The following is a 20,135-nucleotide window of genomic DNA, read 5'->3' as shown; positions in this document are numbered from 1 at the left end:
ATGAATTTAGTAAGTGTTATTATCCCATGTTTTAATCATGCTTCTTTTTTGCGTGAAACAGTACTGTCTGTATTAGATTCTACGTATTCCTCTATCGAAATTATAATTGTGGACGACGGTTCTAGTGATAATAGCAAAGAAGTTGGCGAAGGATTAGCTATAGAATTTGCTAATGTATTTTATTATTATCAAACTAATGCCGGCCCATCTGTAGCTCGGAATCATGGAATTTCTAAGGCTTCGGGTACCTATATCTTACCGCTCGATTCGGATGATCGTATAAGCCACTCTTATATTGAAGCAGCAGTTGATATTTTGAATGAGCGAGATGAGGTGAAAGTTGTTTACGCCGAAGCTGAAAAGTTTGGTGCTACTACAGGTAGATGGAAATTGAAACCTTTTTCGTTGTATAATCTGGCTTTAGATAATATGATATATGTCAGTGCTATTTATAGAAAGTCTGATTGGTTGAGGGTAGGAGGTTATACTGAAAATTCGATTTTAGTAAGGGAGGATTGGGAGTTTTGGATAAAAATTTTAAAGGATGGTGGAGGAGTTGTAAAGCTGCCTTTTGTTGGGTTTTACTATAGAATTCATAGTAATTCGAGAAGAAAGAGTATGCGTAAACAATCTAAAAACAAGGAAATTGCTTACCTGAACGAACATCATGCTCTTTTTTTTAAAAAGCAATTAAACGGTCCATTACGGACCAATAGGTCTCTGTCTCGCTTTATTAATTTTTTTAAGAATTAGTTGTTTATCCTCGATGATAAATACCTGCATTTTTGTTTTTATCTACCGGTAAACCGTAATTAATGTGTGTTTGATATTTTAACAATGTGGGGTGAAAAACATTTCCAAATAAAGTCCATGCTAATGGATAATTTATATTTCGACCTGCATAGGTGTGTTTAATCCAGATGATTATTTTATGTAAAAAATTACGAGGCGAAATGTACTTTTCTCGGGGGTGTTTTGCAGGATGCTTATTTAGTTTATCTTTATTTAACTCCAAGATATCTTCAATCCCCCGGAGTAAATCTTTCGAAAAATCAGTTTTAGGCCGGGCAACCCAAGACGGAACTGCGATCAGTTTTTGATATTCATGAGGAATGTAGACCCCATCTTCTATGTGAACCTTTGCTGCTCCTTTCTGGTTTTCAGGGCGACCGATAATCCAAACATTCGGATCTTTAAAGAAGTCCCAAACAGGAGCATAGGAAACTTCAGTTGCTTTTATATCGTGCCAGGCACCACCGTAGTGATGAAGTAAATATGCTCTAATGTAATCAGATCGGTGTACGACACTTAATTTGGAATATACTTTGAGTAGTGGAGCTTCCTTAATTAGGAACTTATTTAGATTGTCAGGTGTGATTAGGCACACAGGTACGCCTATATTTTCTTTTAATAATTGGAAGCTAAGCAGTCTATTATTTGTCATAGGTGGGCCTTCCCAATAGCACCATACAACAAATGGTATGTTATTTTTATAGCTTAATTGATCAGGGCTTTCTACTAAGGACATCTTTATATTTTATCTCTTTTTTTTGTGAGCTTCATCCAGTAGTACTTCAATGGATTTGTGTATTTTAATTGTTTCCAAGGTCGGCTTCCGTGTGGTTTATGGAAAACAGGCACATCTAGCAGGATGTGGTTTTTAAAACCATGTTCTATGGATTTGTATGAAATTGTCGTGTCAAACCAATCTTTGCCCTGATCTAAAAATTCAAACGAGTACGTAGATAGAAAATCTAATTGTAATAGCGTGCAGCAAAAGCTTAAACTTCGTTCCGTATAAGTCGGCTGTTTAGGCATTCCTTTAAATTTTAAATAAGGAAAGTTAACATGTTGCTGTTCATCAACAGTTATAGCCCCTACCATTCCAGACTGTGCGGTATTATTGCCGAAGTTGATCATTTTTTCAAAGGTATCTTTCTGGACAATAACATCCGACTCTACAATGATAAGAGGGAGCTTCGCTGCTAAACACTTTTGTTGAGCATCTTTTAAAACCGTTAAATAGTTGGGTGATGGTGTGTTTGTAAGGGATGATAAATGGATATAGTTATACTCTAATTTTGTTGCGTTGGACTCAAGCTGCTCCGATACAGAAGGGTCACTATAGTCGTCGTATACAAAATATAAGTACTTTCCTATACTTTCTTTTATAGCTTTAATGGTCTCTAATGTATTCTCTAAAGAATTTTTGACCGGTGTTATAACAATAGCAGAGTACCCTTCCATATATAGATACAAAAATAGGATATTATTGTCAAATTACCTATTCAGAGCTATCTCAATATGTCTAAAAGCAGGTTTGGAAATAAACCCAACAAAAGCAAAAGTAACGTTAGGAAAATAGCTATTATTGTTAATAGATCTATCGGCGGATTATGTATTTCTGTAGGTTTTCCTTCTTTAAGAAAAGCATATAATGGGAGTCGGAAATAGAAAAATAATGAAATTACAGAGGTTAGTGCACCAATAATTAACATCAGGAGTACAAAAGTGTTGTTTGATTCCTGGTATATGTCAAATACAGAAGTGAAAACCATTAATTTACCGACAAACCCCATGGTAGGTGGAAGTCCTATCAAAGATATGGCTACAAAGGTAAACAACGTAAATAGGAGAGGCATCTGTTTGCCTAAGCCGGAATATGAAAGTAAGGATGAACTTTTTGTATATTTCTCAATATAATCAATAAATATAAAAGCTATGAAATTCATTATTGTGTAGGCAATAAGATAAAACAGAAGATATTCAAACGACTGTTTATAAGCAAAAATGGCCATTAGTAGAAAGCCTGTGTGGCCTATGGATGAATAGGCCATTAAGCGTTTAGCATCAGTTTGTCTGAGGGCTGCTAAATTTCCTACCAGCATGGTGATAATGGCAAGGACAATAATAAAAGAAGTGACAAGTTCTGAAAAATAAAACAAGGTATCAGACCACGCTTGGTAGAGTCTGGCCAGTAAAATAAAAGCCGCCATTTTTGGAAGAGTGGAGAGAAAGGCTGTTATGGCTGTAGGAGCTCCCTGATAAACATCGGGGGTCCATATATGTAGGGGCACAAAGCCTAATTTAAAACCAAAACCTACGAATATAAATAGCGTAGCAATACTGACGATAGCGTCAGGAGCTGTCATCAGGCCTTTTATATGGTCTAGGCTACTAAAATCTAGATTCCCTGTCAAGCCGTAAATGAGTGAAAGGCCATATAACATGATGGCAGCACAGACGGAGCCAAACAGTGCATATTTCATCGCTGCTTCAGATTGTTTCTTGTCTGTAGAGAAGTAGCCCACCAAGATATATGAAGCTATAGATACCATTTCTATACCAATAAAGATAACTAACCAATGGGTCGTCATGGTAAGTAGAAACATACCAATGGTTGCAGCTATTAAAACGGTATGTACATCGCCATTGTTGCGTGGCTGTCTTTGTTGTATGAAAATAGCCGTTATAATTGCGCCTATAGCGATAACTAAGCGGCTGTAAATTGCTAAGTTATCGATATGTATCATGTTAAAGAAGCCCGTGCCTGTGTTGGCAAGTTGTTGAATCAGGAAAACTGAAGAAAATAAAAAACCTACTATAGTGATAATGAAAGCAGAGAAGCTTTGCTTCTTCCGAACGAAAAGCGATGCAAAAATACAGATGATGAAAGTAATAATTAAGCAGACTTCAGGCCTGAAGAAAGTTATTGAAGTTACGACGTGATCTATAATTTCTGTAATGTTGCTATTCACTTTGTTTTATACTTTAGAGATAAGGTTTGATGAGGGATAAGAGTTGTAGTACCGATGCATTTAAGTTGTTAAATACGAGCGATGGCATAATACCAAGTATAATGGCCAGAAGAAGTGTGGGGAACAATATAAACTGTTCTCTTTTGTCTAAGTCACGAAGTTGAGTCAACCATTTATCCCCCCCATGTACTTCTGTTGTTCCAAAAAACATACGTTGCAAAGTCCATAAAAAATAGATCGCGCTAAGTAATATACCAATAGAACCGCCAATCGCCATCCAGCGAGGCACTCCTGTTTGAAGAGTGTCTGCATTGAAAGCTCCAATAATTACAAATGCTTCGCCTATAAAGGCCGAAAAACCCGGGAGGCCTAATGAAGCAAAAAAGGCGATAGCAATGTAGGCTGTATATTTGGGCATAATACTAGCCAGACCACTAAAGTGTTCAATGTAACGGTCTTGTACTCGGTCATACAGTACACCAACTAAAAAGAATAAGGATGCACTTAGAAAACCGTGCGAAACCATTTGAAAGATTGCGCCAGAAATTCCTTCGGCAGTTAGTGAGGCGATGCCCAGAAGAACAAAGCCCATATGGGAAACAGAAGAGTAGGCGATGAGTCTTTTCAGATCTTTTTGGGCGAGTGCGTTTAAGGCCCCGTAAATTATAGATATTAAACCTATAAGCGCTAGCCACCAATTGGTGGAGGCTGCCATGTCCGGGAAAATGCTATAACATACCCGAATGATTCCATATCCCCCTACTTTTAGGAGTATACCTGCCAAAATAATGGATACCGGGGTAGGGGCTTCTACGTGAGCATCGGGTAGCCAAGTATGAACCGGAACAACAGGAACCTTGATGGCAAAAGCAAAAAATAAAACGATAAAACCGACCATGCGTGCAGGTATGCCAAATACGCTGTGCTCATTGGTAAGGTAGGCGAAAAACGATCCATCTACATAATTTGCCGGATTCATCATATGCAGCATATTGAAAGTATGTGCTCCTGTTTCGGGGTTAATTACTGAAAAATAAAGACCAACAATGATCAGTAGCATCAGTACGGACCCGAGAAGGGTATAGATGAAAAACTTAATTGCTGCATATTCTCTGCGTTCGCCTCCCCAAATTCCGATAAGGAAATACAGGGGCAATAACATTACTTCGTAAAATACATAGAATAAGAAGAAATCGAGCGCAGCGAAAATACCGATAACAGCTGTGTTTAGGAGCATGAGTAGGGCAAAATATCCTTTTTGGCTTTTCTGTATGTTCCACGAAGCACCTATGCCCATAAGCATGACTAAGGCGCTGAGTACGATTAAAGGAAGAGAAACACCGTCAACACCAACAAAATAATCAATTTCAAGTTTTCCTATTGCCCCTAAATTTAATCGGATCCAGGGCAGCTGATCAACATATTGAAAGTTCTGCACTTGATTGATACCTGCCATTTCAGGATCGAAATGCTGATATAAATAAAGCGAAAGGCAGAGTTGAATAAATGTGATAATTAAGGCAATATATTTGTATGCAGCCTTATTTGAAGCCGGTAGTGCCATAATCAGTAAGCTGGCAACTAGGGGTAGAAATATCAATATAGATAATATGCCCATTTCTATTTTATTAACAAATAAATAATTCCTAATACAACCATAGTAAGTGTAAATCCTAGATAAGTTTGTATTTGTCCATTTTGGACTTGTCTTACTAAATGCCCGATATAGTAGGTTAAGTTGGCTATTAAGTTTACAATACCATCCACTATACAATGGTCAATCCAATGTATACATAAGGAAATGTAGCGTGTAATTTTACTTAATAGTTTCGTCGTGCCATCCACAATGTTTTTGTCAAAGCTGTATATGGATTGACTAAAGGGATGTATTGCCTTGCTAAAGAGTTGTTGACCGACTTGTGCAAAATTATGTTCTATTTTGGCAACAATTCGGCTGATATGTTTTGTTTCATTGACCCATACCTGCTTGTGAAATTCATTTAAATATCCTTGATTAGCTGCCCATTCTATAGAAGAGCTTTTACCTGATAAAGGATATTTGTTTTTTACATACCACTGCCAAGCGAGTAGCCCACTTAAAAATGAACCAACTAGAAGTATTAAAGGGATAAGTATATGCAAAATGCCAATTTCAGGGTAATTGTGCGCCTTGTGCAAACCGATGAGTAGCCAAGAAGCATTATAATCTATAGGATTATAACTATAGAGTGGAAAAAGGCTTCCGATAGCTAAAAAAAACATAGGATATAGCATTATATGGTGCGCTTCTTTAATCTGTGCTTTGCCCTTGTCTATGAGTTGGGTGAAATGGAATCTTCCAAAATATGTTTTGAACAGTAGGCGGGCAATGTAAAAAGCAGTCATTATACTGACAATAACTAGAATTATAGGGATAATAAGATATAAAGAGCCTTTGTGTTGCCCCCACTCGAAAGCGGTAATAATAATACTTTCTTTGGATAAATAACCAGAGCTAAATGGGATACCGATTAATGCTAATGATGCTATGGTCATGAGTAAAAAAGTCTTTGGCATAAAGCTGCGGAGGCCCCCCATATTACGTAGATCTTGCGAATCAAAATCCAGTTGTGCCTGTTTCTGAAAGTCTGTCAATGCATGAATAACCGCACCAGCACAAAGAAATAGAAGGCACTTAAAAAAAGCATGTGTTATTAAATGAAACATAGCTGTATCCGAAGCACCTATGCCGACACCTACCACCATGAAGCCTAATTGTGAAACAGTGGAAAAGGCAAGTATCTTTTTTATATCGTATTGGGCTAATGCAAATATTGCTGCAGTTACTGCGGTCAGTGTACCTATGCATGTGATTATCAGTAAAACACTATCGGTAAATAAAGGGAAAATGGTACTCAATAAGAAAACTCCGGCTGCAACCATTGTAGCTGCGTGTATTAGCGATGATACAGAAGTGGGACCCTCCATAGCATCCGGCAGCCATACATGTAATGGAAATTGAGCAGATTTAGCCATTGCAGCTAAGAAAAAACCTAAGCCTGCTAGTGTTATCCATGTGTTGTCCTGTGCTGACACTTTTCCGGTTGAGTGCAGAATAGTCCCGTTGGAGAATACTCCATCGGAGCCAAATAACTCCACGATATCGAGGGTGCCTACATGTGAATAAAGCAGGGCAATGCCGATGAGAAAGCCTAAGTCGCCAATTCTATTTATAATAAAAGCTTTTTTACTGGCTTTTGCTGCAGAAGTCTTATGGAACCAAAAACCTATGAGTAGGAATGAAGCAAAACCGACGAGCTCCCAAAAAATATACATTTGTAGTAGATTGGCGGATACAGTCAAGCCTAACATGGCAGAACAAAAAAAGCTAAGGTACATCCAGTAGCGATGTAGTCCTGGGTCGCCTTTCATATATATTCTAGAATAAATATGTACAGGTAGGGCTATGATACATACTAGAAATTGCATAATGACCGTAAGGTTATTCAGGAGCATACCTACGTAAAAGGTTGATTCTCCGATGATAAACCATGGTGCCTTCTGGGCTATTGGCCCGGTATTCCAAATAGGTATGAAAACGTATAAGAGACTTATGACGGTACTGGCAACAATTGCGAGTAGTGCAAAGTTTCCAGTGTTGTTTTTCCTGCCGAGCAATGCCTGTACGACTGCTGAAATAAACGGCAGAAGTATGACGGCGAGACTTGCATAAATGGGCGATATGTTGAATAGCGTATCCATTTAGTCTTTTAATTCATTTATTTTTTTTGGGTTTATCGTTTTAAAATGTCTGTAAACATTTACGATGATAGCTAGCCCGACAGCAACCGCTGCAGTAGCAAGTACGATGGCGAATAAAGCAAAAACCTGTCCGCCATAATTTGCTTTATCGTATTTACCAAAAGCGACGAAATTAAGAATTGCTGCATTGATCATAAGTTCAATACCTACTAATATCATAATAGCATTGCGTTTTGCAAGAACGGCATATAGACCTATGCTGAAAATACAGGCACCCACTATTAAAAAGTGCGTCAAACTTATCATGGGGTGCTCTCCTTTCTGGAAAGGTGGGCGGCGCCGATTAAGGTCATCATTAAGAATACAGAAATTACTTCAAAAGGCAGGATGTATTGGGTCATAAATTTAAAGCCTAAAGCTTTAATATTATTGTCTGTCGGTAGAATAATATTGCCTTTGCTTTGTGCTTCATCTATCCAATCAGGTACTGCGCGAGACCACATGGTAAAAGAAACAATGAGTACGCTTAAGAAAGCTAATGCGAGTAAGACGGCCTGCCAATTGGGTAGTGAGATAAAGTGTTTGGAGGTATCTTGTAAGTCTTCTAAAAGCTCTTTATTGGATAGCATAAAAGCGAATAGCAATAATATCAGTACGCCACCTACATAGACCAGTATTTGTGTAATTGCAATAAAATCGGCTAAAGCAAATAGATAAAGGCCTGCCATAGAAAAAAGCACAACAAATAGAAGAAAGAGTGCTCGTGCTGTATTTTTTATACTGACGGCTAAAAGACTGGCAGTAATAGCTAGAAAGGAAAAAAGATAAAAAATAAATATTTCCATAACGTTTATTTATTTTTTGCAGCCTCCTTTTCTGCTTGAAAAATACTCCATTCTTGCTTGCGTTGCTCAATTTCAGCATCAGACATTTCAGAAAACCCATAAATCAGGTCTGTTAATTTTTGGCTGCTGCGATCATATTTATCAGACATCGTAATACACTCTGTTGGACACACAACCGTACAGAGCCCGCAGTACATGCATTTAGCCATGTCTATATCAAACTTTGCTGCGTATAACCTTTTAACACTGCCATCTGATGTGTGTCCGATAGCTTCTGACGACCTGATTGCTTGAATATCTATACAGTCCACAGGGCAGGCTTTCGCACAGAGGTCACATACGATGCAATCGTCGATATCTACCTCCAATTGGTAGCGGGCTACTTCTGGTATTGGCATTTTTTGTTTAGGATACTGCACGGTTGTTATTCCTTCTTGAAGGTCGAAGTAGTTTTTATCCTGAATGTTATAAGCCTGTCGGGAGCGTCGCGCACCAAATAAATGTTTCACTGTTAAAAGTAATCCTTTTACAGCTGTTGAAAATCCTTTTATTGTTGTTTTTAGTACCACTTTAAATCATAACCATTATTCTCCACAAACCTGATATCGCCAGGCATAGGAAAGATAGAGGAATTAATATTTTCCAACATAAAGTCATTAGTTGGTCCGCTCTAAACCGTGGAAGAGTCCAGCGTATCCACATTTGGATACCCACTATAAATAGAGATTTAGAAACTGTCCAAAATAAGCCCCAGCCCAGTCCTGTTGTCCAGTCAGCAAATCGCAATACACCTATGTTTGGTAATGGAGTGTTCCATGCTCCAAGAAAAATAACGGTGCCTAATATAGCAACTAGGAACATCATCGCATATTCGGCTAGAAATAGAAAAGCAAACCTGATACCCCCATATTCGGTATGAAATCCACCTATTAATTCTGATTCTGCCTCCGGTATATCAAAAGGCGCCCGATTGCATTCAGCAAGTGAGGCTATAAAAAAAATGATGTAAACCACGAGGAGATGAGGGGCTTGGAAAACGTGCCAGGCAAATATACCTCCTATGTCCGTAACATTCCAGAAGCCCATGAAGTAAATTTGTTCGGGGCTCTTGACTCCCTGCAGATAGGCTATATCATTTAGATTAAGCGTTTGTGTAATCATGACAGCTGCAATGAGCGAAAGCCCAACCGGTATTTCGTAAGATACCATCTGAGCGATAGCACGTATAGCGCCAAGTAAGGAGTATTTATTATTGGAGCCCCAGCCCGCCATGAGAATGCCGATTGCGTCTATTGAAACAACAGCCATTAGAAAGAATATTCCGGTATGTAAGTGAGCCGGAACAAAATCAGGAGCCCAAGGGACAACGCTAAAGCCTATAAATACAGCAACAAATATAACGATTGGAGCTGCAGCGAAAAGAATGCTATCGGCTTTGCTTGGAGTAATAAACTCTTTTTGGAGCAACTTAAGAATATCAGCAATGGTTTGTGTCAAGCCGTATTTCCCGGTTTCCATTGGCCCAAGTCTGTCTTGTACAAAGCCGGCAATTTTGCGTTCAGCATATACAGCAAATAGCGTAAAGCATGCAATAAAAATAAATATTGCAACAGGTGTAATGATATGAATAATTAGTTCGGCCAAACTTATTTTTGCTGTGCGTTTGTGTTATTAATTAACAAGTATTACTTTCTATCGTTTGATAAAATTCAACAAAGAAAGGTTTTTTAGAATAATTCTTAATTAGTTGCAAATATAAGTAAAACCGATGGAAAGCCTAAGTTTTTTAATAAAATATACTAAACTAGTAGATATTAATTTGATAGCTGATTGAAGGCCTTCTACATGATGGTTTTAGCTATAAAAAAAGCCCGATCAATTTATGATCGGGCTCCGTATTTAAATTTATTATTTTTAACGTGTACTCAAGTCTGTATAATCACGGAGTGTTTCTCCGATATATACTTGACGCGGACGTCCGATAGGTTCTTTATTATCACGCATTTCTTTCCATTGAGCTATCCAGCCCGGCAAACGGCCAAGAGCGAATAGTACAGTGAACATATCAGATTCGAAGCCTAAAGCTCTATAGATAATGCCAGAATAAAAATCGACGTTTGGATATAATTTTCTGTCCACAAAATATGGATCATTTAAGGCAGCTGCTTCCAGCTTTTTAGCAATATCCAATACGGGGTCATTAACACCTAATTGTTCTAAAATATCATCGCATGCTTTTTTGATGATTTTAGCACGTGGGTCGAAGTTTTTGTATACGCGGTGTCCGAAGCCCATTAAGCGGAACGGATCATTTTTATCTTTTGCCTTGGCTAGGTATTTTTCAATATCGCCACCACCGTTTTTAATTTCTTCAAGCATTTCTATTACTGCTTGGTTTGCACCTCCATGAAGAGGGCCCCACAGCGCATTTATACCTGCTGAAATTGATGCGTATAAATTGGCGTTTGAGGATCCTACGATGCGTACTGTTGATGTAGAACAGTTTTGTTCGTGGTCAGCATGCAAAATTAATAGTTTATGCATAGCGCTGATAACCACAGGATCAAAAGTTACCTCTTCATTAACTTCGCCGAAGATCATGTTTAAGAAGTTGTCTATATAGCCTAAGTTGTTTTTTGGGTATACAACAGGATGGCCTAAAGATTTCTTTTGTATCCAGGATACTATAGTAGGCATTTTAGCCAAAATATTGATAATTGTTTTATTATCTTCCTCGTCAGTGGCATTTGGGTTTAATGACTCCGGGTAAAATGCTGATAAAGCACCGACTAAACAAGATAACTGTCCCATTGGATGGGATTTGGAAGGAAAGCCGGCAAAGAAGTTCTTCATGTCTTCATGAATCATCATTTGTTTTTTTATATCGGCACGAAATTGTTCCAATACAGCCTTGCTCGGCAGGTTTCCATATATTAATAAGTATGCTACTTCTAAAAACGTTGACTTTTCTGCTAGTTGTTCAATTGGGTAACCACGGTAGTGAAGAATACCTTGTTCTCCATCTAAAAATGTGATTGCACTTTCGGTAGCTCCGGTGTTCTTAAAGCCTGGATCTAATGTAATATATCCCGATTGACCTCTTAGCTTGGAAATGTCTATTGCTTTCTCGTTTTCAGTACCAATAACAACGGGCAGTTCATAGGAAGAACCGTCTAAATTTATTGTTGCTTTATCCGACATATTTAATTATCTAGTTTCTACAAATGTATAAAAAACACTGTTAAGTTAATATCACCTTTGAATTTAAATGACACAAATCCGTCATAACTAGGCGGGTTTTTGACTTTTAATTTATGGGTTAGGTGCTTGTGTATACTCACAGAATCAGCCAATATACGATAAAAATATAAATATTCACTTTGTTTTATTACGAATTTTTCGTAGACTTGTTTAGTTTAAGTTTTTAAAAATGGAAAAGTTAACTATACAAGAGGAGGAGGCTATGCTTTCAATTTGGCAAATCGGTGGTGGTTTTATTAAGGAAGTGCTGGATAATTTAAAAGGTGAGAAGCCGCCCTACACTACTTTAGCATCTACTATTCGTAATCTGGAGCGGAAAGGATTTGTTAAAGCTGTGAAATATGCGAATGCCAAACGTTATGAGCCTCTGATTTCGGAGGTGGAGTATAAAGCTAAATTTATGAATGGCTTTGTCGGAGATTATTTTCGAAACTCGTATAAAGAGATGGTTTCTTTTTTTGTAGAGAAGGAAAAATTATCCTCCAAAGAACTGGAAGAAATTATCGATTTGATTAAGAATAATAAATCATAAGCTTATGGATAGCCTACTGGTATATATAATTCAGGTTAATTTGCTGTTGATGGTACTTTATCTTGGGTATTTTATTTTGCTGAAAAACCTCACGTTTTATCGGTTAAATAGACTTTACTTACTAACTGGTGTGGGGTTTTCTTTGTTGTATCCGTTTTTGGATATCCCGACATTTTTTAAGCGACCTATAGAACCGGTAGGGGAACTGCTGACGTACTGGCCTAGTCTTGTGCTTGAAAAAGAGGTGAATAAGATATATACATTAGAACATTTGATATTTCTGTTTTTTAGTTTGGGCCTCTTGTTTTTTCTAGCTCGGTTCATTATGCAATTATTCAGTTTGTGGCGTATACATGCGCATTCTGTACCGAATATCTGGCGAGGTTTTTCTTTTAGAGATGTGGTTTTTCCAATTGTGCCTTTTTCTTTTCTGAATAAAATTTATTTACATAAGGCACAGCATGAGGAGGAGGAATTGTTCGATGTTTTTAAACATGAAACTATACATGTGCAGGGTCGACATAGTGTCGATATCATAGTGTATGAAATATTGCTTATAGCTTGTTGGTACAATCCATTTGTGTGGTTGATGCGGCGGGCTGTTAGGCAAAATTTAGAATTTTTGACAGATCAGCGAGTGCTTGACAGCGGGCTTAATAAAGAGCTTTACCAGTATTCCTTATTAAAGGTGTCGACGGAAGGAGTATCATTGGAGCTGAGTAATAATTTTAATTTTAAACAACTAAAGAAACGAATTATGATGATGAACAGATCACGGTCTCGTAAAATTGAACTTGGGAAGTATGCGTTTTTACTTCCTTTGGTTATTCTTTTTGCAGCAGCTTTTACAGTAAGTAAAGCGGATGAGAAAATTGTAAATGTCGTAGATCTAGTAAAGGAAACGGAATTACGTATTAAAGAACCAGTAGGAGCAGATACAACAAAGCAGAAGCAAAATGCTGAGAGCATAGAGAAGGAAAGGTTGAGAAAGGATGAGGTTATAAATGACGTATTAGTGGAGGGGTATAAGAATGATAATCTAGAAGTGCCTAGTCAAAAGAAAGCTCTAGGTGAGGTAGGAGTTATGACTTCTGATAGATTAGTGAATGGGAAAAAGTCAGCGCAAATTAGCTTTAAGAGAGAAGAAAATAGCCCTTTGATTTTCATTGATGGAAAGCGTCAGCTTACAAGTCTTGATGTCTATAATGTTAATGCTGACGATTTGTTCTCCGTAAATGTTTATAAAGATAAAGCGGCTTATGATAAGTACGGGGTTGATGGTAGAAATGGTGTTATAGAAATTACGACAAAAGAAAAGGCTAAACGTGATGGTTTGAAAAAAGTGGATAGATTGAATTCTGATCTAAATGATACTAATGTAGGGGAGGGTGTTAAGATCAGTGGGAAAGGAATTATTGTGAAGAAAGGTGAAGCTTCTGTACGTGGCGTTAAAGATACTTCGGAGGTGTCAGGACGTATCAGGATATTGAGTCTGAATGATATTGCTAACAAAGTGAAATTGAGAGGAGATAAACTTAATGAGAAGGTTTTATTTGTAGTTGATGGGGTGGAGGTAAGCAATGCTAATTTGTCTGAAATGGATCCTAATACTATTGAATCTATTTCTATTTTAAGAGATGGTGCAGCAGCAGCGTTGTATGGAGAGAAAGCGAAAGATGGGGTGATTCTAATCTCACGAAATAAAGAGTTGAAAGAAACAAGCTCCTCTGAAGAAATAAACTAGGTTTTTCTTAAACACCAAATAGCAATTCAATTGCTATTTGGTGTTTAGATTTGTCATTGTTAATTCAATGCCGATATTGATGAAACTGTTTGTCATTTTTACGGCATGTTCTATAAGCGCAGGTAAATCTTTCTGCTCGTCCGGATCAAATGGACCAAGGACATAATCCACTTGACGCCCTTTCGGGTAGTTGTCTCCGATACCAAAGCGAAGCCTAGGGTATTTTTGTCCGCCACATAACATTTCTATTGATTTCAGTCCGTTATGACCCGCCGCAGAGCCTTTAGGTTTAATGCGGAGTGAACCGAATGGAATAGCTAGGTCATCCACAATGATGAGCACATTCTCTATAGGGACTTTTAATTGTTGCATCCAATAATTGACGGCTTTGCCACTTAAATTCATAAAAGTAGTGGGTTTGATTACGTAAACATTATGTCCGCGTTGTTTAAACTCGGTATAATAGGCATGTTTTAGTAATGACCAAGTTGTGCCAGCTTGATTAGCGATCTCGTCAGCAACCATAAAACCTATATTATGCCTTGTGTCAGCATATTCTCTGCCGATATTTCCTAAGCCTACAATCAAATAATTCATAACTGCAAAAGTAAAGAAAAGATACCAAATCTGTTGTGTTTAAGCCTGAGGAAAGAAATCTATACAGGTAAAAGCCGTGGCAGATGAGTAAAATTAGTGGGAAAATAAAAAGGCATCCTGATATGGGATGCCTTTCTGTTATGCTTTGAAAGCTGAACTTATTTTTTAGTTCCTTTAGCTGCTTTAGCTGCCTCTTGCTCTGCTTGACGTAAAGCACGTGACATGATAACTGAAACGATTGTATCGTCTGCGTTATTAAGGATTCTTGCGTTCTCTAATTGAACTTTACCAACACGGTAAGATTTTCCAACTTCTAAAGATTCTAGAGAAACTTCAATATTTTGAGGCAAGTTGTTAGGTAATGCTTTAACACGTAAATTACGTAATTTTTGAACTAGTTTACCCCCCATTTTAACACCTGGAGATACACCTGTTAATTTAACAGGAATATTCATAGACACTTCTTTGTCATCAAATAACTCTAAAAAGTCGATGTGTGTAACTAAATCTGTTAATGGGTGGAACTGTGCTTCTTGAACGATAGCTCTTGTTTTCTTTCCGTCGATGTTTAATTCTACGAATACAACTTCAGAAGTGTAAAGAACTGGCTTCAAATCAGCTGCGGATACAGAAAGGTGTGTTTGTTCGCTACCACCATAAAGAACTGCTGGAATATTTCCTTCGTAACGCAATTCTTTTGCATCTCTTTTCCCTACGTTCTGTCTTACAGAACCGCTAATAGCAATTGATTTCATGATATAAATATATATTAATTTTGAGGTGCAAAGTTAAACTAAATTTTTCTAAAGAAGAAGATAAAACTCTGAATAAAATAAAGAGGTCGAAACTATCTGAATTTCGACCTCTTTATTTTATTCGGAAAACTGATTACTTGATCTCAAACAAATCAGAGATAGAACCATGTTCATTGACATTTCTTATGGCTGAACCAAATAATTCGGCTGTTGAAAGTACTTTTATTTTACTACTAGCGGCAGCTTTTGCTGGATCTAGTTGTATAGTGTCTGTTACAATCATTTCTGAGAGCACAGAGTTTTCTATTGTTTCGTATGCTTTTCCTGATAGTACGGCGTGTGTACACACGGCTCTAACAGAGTTAGCTCCATTTTCCATGATTAATGCTGCTGCTTTAGAAAGGGTTCCCGCTGTGTCACAGATATCATCGATTAGAACAACATCCTGTCCTTTTACATCTCCGATGATTGACATTGATTCAATTTCGTTGGCACGCTTACGGCGTTTGTCACAAATAATTACTTCGGCATTGAAGAATTTAGCAAATGTACGTGCGCGGTATGATCCGCCCATATCTGGGGATGCTATTGTTAAGTTGGCCAAGTTTAGAGACTTGATGTAAGGTACAAAAATAATTGAACCATCTAAATGATCGACAGGAATGTCAAAAAAGCCTTGGATCTGAGCAGCGTGAAAATCCATTGTCATGATGCGGTGAGCACCAGCTGCTGTTATCAGATTAGCCATCATTTTAGCGCCAATTGCTACACGGGGCTTATCTTTTCTGTCTTGACGAGCGTAACCGAAGTAAGGTACGACAGCGGTAATGTAATGAGCTGATGCGCGTTTTGCAGCATCAATCATTAATAAAAGCTCGATAAGGTTGTCGCTGGGTTGGTTGGTGGACTGAATTAAGAAAACATCGCTACCACGAATTGATTCGTTGTAAAATGGTTGAATTTCTCCATCGCTGAATTTGGATAAGGTCATGTCACCGAGTGGCTTACCGTAAGATTTCGAAATTTTTTCTGCTAATTCTACTGTTCCAGACCCTGCGAACAGTTTTACCGTGTTAAATTGCAAAGGCATTATGCGTTATTTTATGTTGGTTGAACTGAAATTTATTCTAAACTTATTTGCTATACGGATTGAAAAAAGTTGTCCCACCTGGATTCGAACCAAGACTAAATGAACCAAAATCACTTGTACTACCCTTATACTATGGGACATGTTTTTCATTAATATTAAAGAGCCTGTCTTTATATTTTGGGCAAAGGTAGACAAATGTTTGTGAAAAAAAAATCTATGTTAAGGAATTATAAATTGTCTTAACTTTTTGAAAATAGACCAGTTAGTAAAATTTTTTAGATGAGATGCTCATAAACGAAAAAAGGACGCTCTTCAGCATCCTTTTTTGTTGTCCCACCTGGATTCGAACCAAGACTAAATGAACCAAAATCACTTGTACTACCCTTATACTATGGGACAAACTTTGTCGTTATTAACCACGTTTGGTTGATTTGACGATGCAAATATACAGCTGTTTTTGGTAGTTCCAAAACATTTTGAGAGAAAGATTTACTTTGTATTGATTCTCAATGGAATATTTTTTTTGTTTACTCTTCTTTTTGTTTTAGTAAGAAGATTAATTTTAGAATTTGGTTAGAGTTTGGTTAAAATATGTAAATATAGTTTAATAGTCGGTTTGTATTCCTTATTTTCGAACCATAATTTTAGGATGACCATAATTAATAATTGAAATAATGAGTTATAATAAGGTAAACAATCTTTTAGGATGGGTTTGTGCTGCGATAGCCACACTTGTATATGTGATGACTGTCGAGCGAACAGCCAGTTGGTGGGATTGTGGAGAGTTTATTGCTTCGGCTTATAAAATGCAAATCGTTCACCAGCCTGGTGCTCCATTGTTTCTGATGATAGAGAATGTGTTTTCAAACTTTGCATTAGGAGATGGCTCGAGGATAGCTTTTTGGATGAACGTTGGATCTGCTGTCTGTAGTGGGCTTACTATTTTATTCTTATTCTGGACAGTAACGGCTTTGGCTCGTAATGTTTTTGTAGGTACGGATAGACATCAAGAAGTAAGTAAGCAGCATACATTTTTAATTATGGCCGCAGGTGTAGTAGGCGCTTTGGCTTACGCATTTACAGATACTTTTTGGTTTTCGGCAGTAGAAGCAGAAGTTTATGCAATGTCTTCTCTGTGCACAGCGGTTGTGTTTTGGGCAATTCTAAAATGGGAAGCACGTGCAGATGAACCACAGGCAGATAGATGGCTTGTTTTAATAGCTTATGTAATGGGGCTTTCAATTGGTGTGCACTTGTTGAACCTGCTCGTTATACCTGCTATCGCACTAGTTATTTATTTCCGTAAAACAAAGGAAAGTACAAGTGCTGGTATTTTGAAATCTTTAGGACTGGGAGTCGTTGTTTTGGCTTTGATACTGTGGGGAGTTATACAGTATACAATTAAAATGGCTGCTTATTTCGATTTGTTTTTTGTAAATTCTCTAGGGTTGGGCTTCGGATATGGAGTTGCGTTTTTTGCTATTCTTGTTATCGGTGGACTTGTTTACGGTATTTTTTATTCTATAAAGAAAGTAAAACCTTTATTGAATATTGCTCTGGTCAGCTTAGCTTTTATATTGTTCGGATACAGCTCTTTTGCTATGATAATGATTCGTGCTAAAGCAAACCCAACTTTGAATAACAGTGATCCGGATAATGTGTTTACTTTTTTAAGCTATTTAAATAGAGAACAATATGGTGATGATCCGCTGTTTAAAGGAAAATATTTTGATGCAAAAGTTACAGCAGTAGAAGATGGACGTAAGATGTATCGGAAAGATAAAGATAAATATAGCGTAGCAAAAACTGCAACAAAAGCATCTTATGATAGGGAAACTATTTTTCCGAGAATACATAGCGAGAAAGGAGATCATCCTGACTATTACAGAGAATACTTAGGGTTAGGTCCCGATGAAAAGCCTACTTTTGCACACAACTTGAAATTCTTTTTTGGATACCAGATTGGTCATATGTACGGTCGGTATTTTCTTTGGAATTTTGCAGGTAGGCAGAATGATCAGCAAGGTCAAGGAACATTTACTGAGGGAAATTGGATCAGTGGAATTAAGCCTATTGATAATATAATGATTGGGGGGCAGAACAATCTACCAACATCTGAGAAAACACAAGCTGCAAGAAATACTTATTTTTTCCTACCCTTAATTCTAGGATTGCTGGGCGCTTTCTGGCACTTTGGCAGAAGGCAGCGTGATGCGGGAGTTGTGGGTTTGCTTTTCTTTTTTACCGGGATTGCTATTGTACTATACTTAAACCAAAGTCCTTTACAGCCAAGAGAAAGGGATTATGCCTATGCAGGATCTTTCTATGCGTTTAGTATATGGATAGGTTTAGGAGTTTTGGCTATAGCTGATTTCTTGTCGAAAAAGGTGAATGCAAAGATGGCAGGAGGTATTGCTACTGCTGCGGGACTATTGGCCGGACCTGTTATATTGATTGCGCAGAATTATGATGACCACAACCGATCGGAAAAGTTATTAGCCCGTGATATGGCCCGTAATTACTTAGAATCCTGTGCGCCGAACGCCATTCTGTTTAGTTATGGTGATAATGACACATACCCTTTATGGTATGCGCAGGAGGTGGAGGGAATCCGTACGGATGTACGTGTTGTCAACCTGAGTTTGTTAAGTGCCGATTGGTATATGCGGCAGATGATGGAGAAGGTAAACGACGCAGATGCTTTACCTATTAATATTGACCCTGAACTGGTAAAAGATGGTGTGCGTGATGTAATCTATTATCAAGATTACGGTATACTGGGCTATGTAGAAGTGGATGACTTGTTGAAGATTATGTTATCTGATAATCCACAGAATAAGGCGCAGCTGCAAGGAGGGGAATTGGTGAACTTGTTGCCGACTAATAAAATGGAATTGGTGGTAGACAAGGATGCTGTTATAGCAAATAATGTCGTGCCTAAAGATTGGGAAGACATGATTACAGATACAATGCGCTGGACTTATCCCATGAAATATGTTTCACGTGCTGAGCTGTCTATTATGTCTATTTTAGCCAATAATAATTGGAAAAGGCCGATTTATTTTACGATAACTACGCCTACGGAAAACTATATAGGTTTAGATCGCTTTTTAGTAAGTGAAGGTTTTGCTTATCGCTTGATGCCTGTGGATTTTGGATTGAAAGAAGGAGACCGTACGGCTATTGAGAATGTAGACCAGACTTATGATAATGTGATGAATAAATTTGCCTGGGGTAATATTAATAAATCTTCTTACTTAGACCCAGATTCGTACCGTTATATAAGTATGTATGTAGGTACATTATACGGGCAGACTGCACAACAGCTTTTAGGAGCCGGTGAGAAAGATAAGGCTAGAAAGCTTGTTGTAAATGCTTATGAAAATATGCCGAAGCGCGCATATTTAATGACGGAGGTGTTAAGTTATGCACAGCTTTTGGAAGCCATGTATGAGGTAGGTGAGAAAGAAAAAGCAGACGAAATAGCGTTGCGTAATTTACAGTTTATTCGTGAGAACATGGATTATTACCATGCTATATCTGCCGATAAGGGCTCCATGGAGTTTCGTAATATAAGAACAGGTTTAGCTGCTGTACAGAGTTATAAATTCTTAGGCGATAAGCTTTCGGATGGCGATGTTAAGAAGCAGATTGATGATGTTTATAATAAATACAGACATTATTTCGAGCAGGCTGGAAAATAGTGTTTACAGAAGAGAAGAGGCGAAGTAATTCGCCTCTTCTCTTTTACAATTGCCTTTCGAAAAAGTCGTCCTTTTCGGGAAAAAAGCGTAGATTTGTTCAAATATTCC

At 37.7% G+C, this 20,135-nt stretch carries 17 protein-coding genes; 4 read left to right on the top strand and 13 right to left on the bottom strand.

Going from position 1 to position 20,135, the window contains the following annotated elements:
• Positions 1–753 (top strand): glycosyltransferase family 2 protein, encoded by a 753-nt coding sequence (locus ORI89_RS09765; RefSeq protein ID WP_268230280.1) that lies wholly within the window; start codon positions 1–3, stop codon positions 751–753.
• A 4-nt stretch (positions 754–757) separates the two neighbouring features.
• Here the strand turns inward: ORI89_RS09765 and ORI89_RS09760 are convergent, their stop codons facing one another.
• The 10 genes from ORI89_RS09760 to ORI89_RS09715 form a co-directional block, all read right to left on the bottom strand.
• A complete protein-coding gene (locus ORI89_RS09760; RefSeq protein WP_268230279.1) occupies positions 758–1,528 on the bottom strand; it encodes a capsular polysaccharide synthesis protein in 771 nt (256 codons plus the stop codon).
• A 2-nt stretch (positions 1,529–1,530) separates the two neighbouring features.
• The gene (locus ORI89_RS09755) at positions 1,531–2,247 is read right to left on the bottom strand and encodes a glycosyltransferase (RefSeq protein WP_268230278.1); all 717 of its coding nucleotides are present in this window, start codon (positions 2,245–2,247) and stop codon (positions 1,531–1,533) included.
• Positions 2,248–2,294: 47 nt separating this feature from the next.
• Entirely contained in the window at positions 2,295–3,758 is a 1,464-nt protein-coding gene (locus ORI89_RS09750; RefSeq protein WP_268230277.1) for an NADH-quinone oxidoreductase subunit N, read from the bottom strand.
• Between the two features lie 13 nt (positions 3,759–3,771).
• On the bottom strand, positions 3,772–5,376 hold the full coding sequence (locus ORI89_RS09745; protein ID WP_268230276.1) for a complex I subunit 4 family protein: 1,605 nt from the start codon (positions 5,374–5,376) through the stop codon (positions 3,772–3,774).
• A 2-nt stretch (positions 5,377–5,378) separates the two neighbouring features.
• The gene (locus tag ORI89_RS09740; protein ID WP_268230275.1) at positions 5,379–7,499 is read right to left on the bottom strand and encodes an NADH-quinone oxidoreductase subunit 5 family protein; all 2,121 of its coding nucleotides are present in this window, start codon (positions 7,497–7,499) and stop codon (positions 5,379–5,381) included.
• On the bottom strand, positions 7,500–7,805 hold the full coding sequence (gene nuoK, locus ORI89_RS09735) for an NADH-quinone oxidoreductase subunit NuoK (protein WP_268230274.1): 306 nt from the start codon (positions 7,803–7,805) through the stop codon (positions 7,500–7,502). It lies immediately after the preceding gene.
• Positions 7,802–8,344 (bottom strand): NADH-quinone oxidoreductase subunit J family protein, encoded by a 543-nt coding sequence (locus ORI89_RS09730; protein ID WP_268230273.1) that lies wholly within the window; start codon positions 8,342–8,344, stop codon positions 7,802–7,804. The genes nuoK and ORI89_RS09730 overlap by 4 nt, the downstream gene beginning before the upstream one ends.
• A 5-nt stretch (positions 8,345–8,349) precedes the next feature.
• The gene (locus tag ORI89_RS09725) at positions 8,350–8,913 is read right to left on the bottom strand and encodes a 4Fe-4S binding protein (protein ID WP_268230272.1); all 564 of its coding nucleotides are present in this window, start codon (positions 8,911–8,913) and stop codon (positions 8,350–8,352) included.
• A gap of 1 nt (position 8,914) precedes the next feature.
• Positions 8,915–9,988: a complex I subunit 1/NuoH family protein gene (locus tag ORI89_RS09720; protein ID WP_268230271.1), complete on the bottom strand. Its 1,074-nt coding sequence runs from the start codon at positions 9,986–9,988 to the stop codon at positions 8,915–8,917.
• 270 nt (positions 9,989–10,258) lie between these two features.
• Complete coding sequence (locus ORI89_RS09715) at positions 10,259–11,545, bottom strand: citrate synthase (protein ID WP_268230270.1); 1,287 nt, start codon at positions 11,543–11,545, stop codon at positions 10,259–10,261.
• A gap of 229 nt (positions 11,546–11,774) precedes the next feature.
• On the opposite strand from ORI89_RS09715, the gene ORI89_RS09710 reads away from it, so the two are divergent.
• Both ORI89_RS09710 and ORI89_RS09705 read left to right on the top strand, forming a co-directional pair.
• Positions 11,775–12,137 (top strand): BlaI/MecI/CopY family transcriptional regulator, encoded by a 363-nt coding sequence (locus ORI89_RS09710; protein ID WP_268230269.1) that lies wholly within the window; start codon positions 11,775–11,777, stop codon positions 12,135–12,137.
• Positions 12,138–12,141: 4 nt separating this feature from the next.
• Positions 12,142–13,881 (top strand): TonB-dependent receptor plug domain-containing protein, encoded by a 1,740-nt coding sequence (locus ORI89_RS09705; protein ID WP_268230268.1) that lies wholly within the window; start codon positions 12,142–12,144, stop codon positions 13,879–13,881.
• 33 nt (positions 13,882–13,914) lie between these two features.
• Here ORI89_RS09705 and pth read toward each other — a convergent pair whose 3' ends face one another.
• From pth to ORI89_RS09690, 3 genes are all read right to left on the bottom strand, one after another.
• Positions 13,915–14,478, bottom strand: coding sequence for an aminoacyl-tRNA hydrolase (pth, locus tag ORI89_RS09700; protein ID WP_268230267.1), 564 nt, complete (start codon positions 14,476–14,478; stop codon positions 13,915–13,917).
• Positions 14,479–14,636: 158 nt separating this feature from the next.
• Positions 14,637–15,233, bottom strand: a complete 597-nt coding sequence (locus ORI89_RS09695) for a 50S ribosomal protein L25/general stress protein Ctc (protein ID WP_268230266.1) — start codon at positions 15,231–15,233, stop codon at positions 14,637–14,639.
• A gap of 133 nt (positions 15,234–15,366) precedes the next feature.
• Entirely contained in the window at positions 15,367–16,323 is a 957-nt protein-coding gene (locus tag ORI89_RS09690; RefSeq protein ID WP_268230265.1) for a ribose-phosphate pyrophosphokinase, read from the bottom strand.
• 674 nt (positions 16,324–16,997) lie between these two features.
• On the opposite strand from ORI89_RS09690, the gene ORI89_RS09685 reads away from it, so the two are divergent.
• Positions 16,998–20,027 carry a glycosyltransferase family 117 protein gene (locus ORI89_RS09685; protein ID WP_268230264.1) on the top strand — a complete coding sequence of 1,010 codons (3,030 nt, stop codon included), beginning with the start codon at positions 16,998–17,000 and terminating at the stop codon, positions 20,025–20,027.
• Positions 20,028–20,135 lie beyond the last annotated feature (108 nt).

The sequence above is a fragment of the Sphingobacterium sp. UT-1RO-CII-1 genome, from assembly GCF_026711005.1.
Lineage (GTDB): Bacteria > Bacteroidota > Bacteroidia > Sphingobacteriales > Sphingobacteriaceae > Sphingobacterium.
Note: the sequence above shows the minus strand (reverse complement) of the source record. Positions and strands in the feature narration are given on the sequence as shown.

Excerpts from the sequence above, each read along its gene's own strand:
- ORI89_RS09765 (WP_268230280.1), top strand. The coding sequence starts at position 1 with ATGAATTTAGTAAGTGTTATTATCCCATGTTTTAATCATGCTTCTTTT.
- ORI89_RS09760 (WP_268230279.1), bottom strand. The coding sequence starts at position 1,528 with ATGTCCTTAGTAGAAAGCCCTGATCAATTAAGCTATAAAAATAACATA.
- ORI89_RS09755 (WP_268230278.1), bottom strand. The coding sequence starts at position 2,247 with ATGGAAGGGTACTCTGCTATTGTTATAACACCGGTCAAAAATTCTTTA.
- ORI89_RS09745 (WP_268230276.1), bottom strand. The coding sequence starts at position 5,376 with ATGGGCATATTATCTATATTGATATTTCTACCCCTAGTTGCCAGCTTA.
- ORI89_RS09740 (WP_268230275.1), bottom strand. The coding sequence starts at position 7,499 with ATGGATACGCTATTCAACATATCGCCCATTTATGCAAGTCTCGCCGTC.
- nuoK (WP_268230274.1), bottom strand. The coding sequence starts at position 7,805 with ATGATAAGTTTGACGCACTTTTTAATAGTGGGTGCCTGTATTTTCAGC.
- ORI89_RS09730 (WP_268230273.1), bottom strand. The coding sequence starts at position 8,344 with ATGGAAATATTTATTTTTTATCTTTTTTCCTTTCTAGCTATTACTGCC.
- ORI89_RS09715 (WP_268230270.1), bottom strand. The coding sequence starts at position 11,545 with ATGTCGGATAAAGCAACAATAAATTTAGACGGTTCTTCCTATGAACTG.
- ORI89_RS09710 (WP_268230269.1), top strand. The coding sequence starts at position 11,775 with ATGGAAAAGTTAACTATACAAGAGGAGGAGGCTATGCTTTCAATTTGG.
- ORI89_RS09705 (WP_268230268.1), top strand. The coding sequence starts at position 12,142 with ATGGATAGCCTACTGGTATATATAATTCAGGTTAATTTGCTGTTGATG.
- pth (WP_268230267.1), bottom strand. The coding sequence starts at position 14,478 with ATGAATTATTTGATTGTAGGCTTAGGAAATATCGGCAGAGAATATGCT.
- ORI89_RS09695 (WP_268230266.1), bottom strand. The coding sequence starts at position 15,233 with ATGAAATCAATTGCTATTAGCGGTTCTGTAAGACAGAACGTAGGGAAA.
- ORI89_RS09690 (WP_268230265.1), bottom strand. The coding sequence starts at position 16,323 with ATGCCTTTGCAATTTAACACGGTAAAACTGTTCGCAGGGTCTGGAACA.
- ORI89_RS09685 (WP_268230264.1), top strand. The coding sequence starts at position 16,998 with ATGAGTTATAATAAGGTAAACAATCTTTTAGGATGGGTTTGTGCTGCG.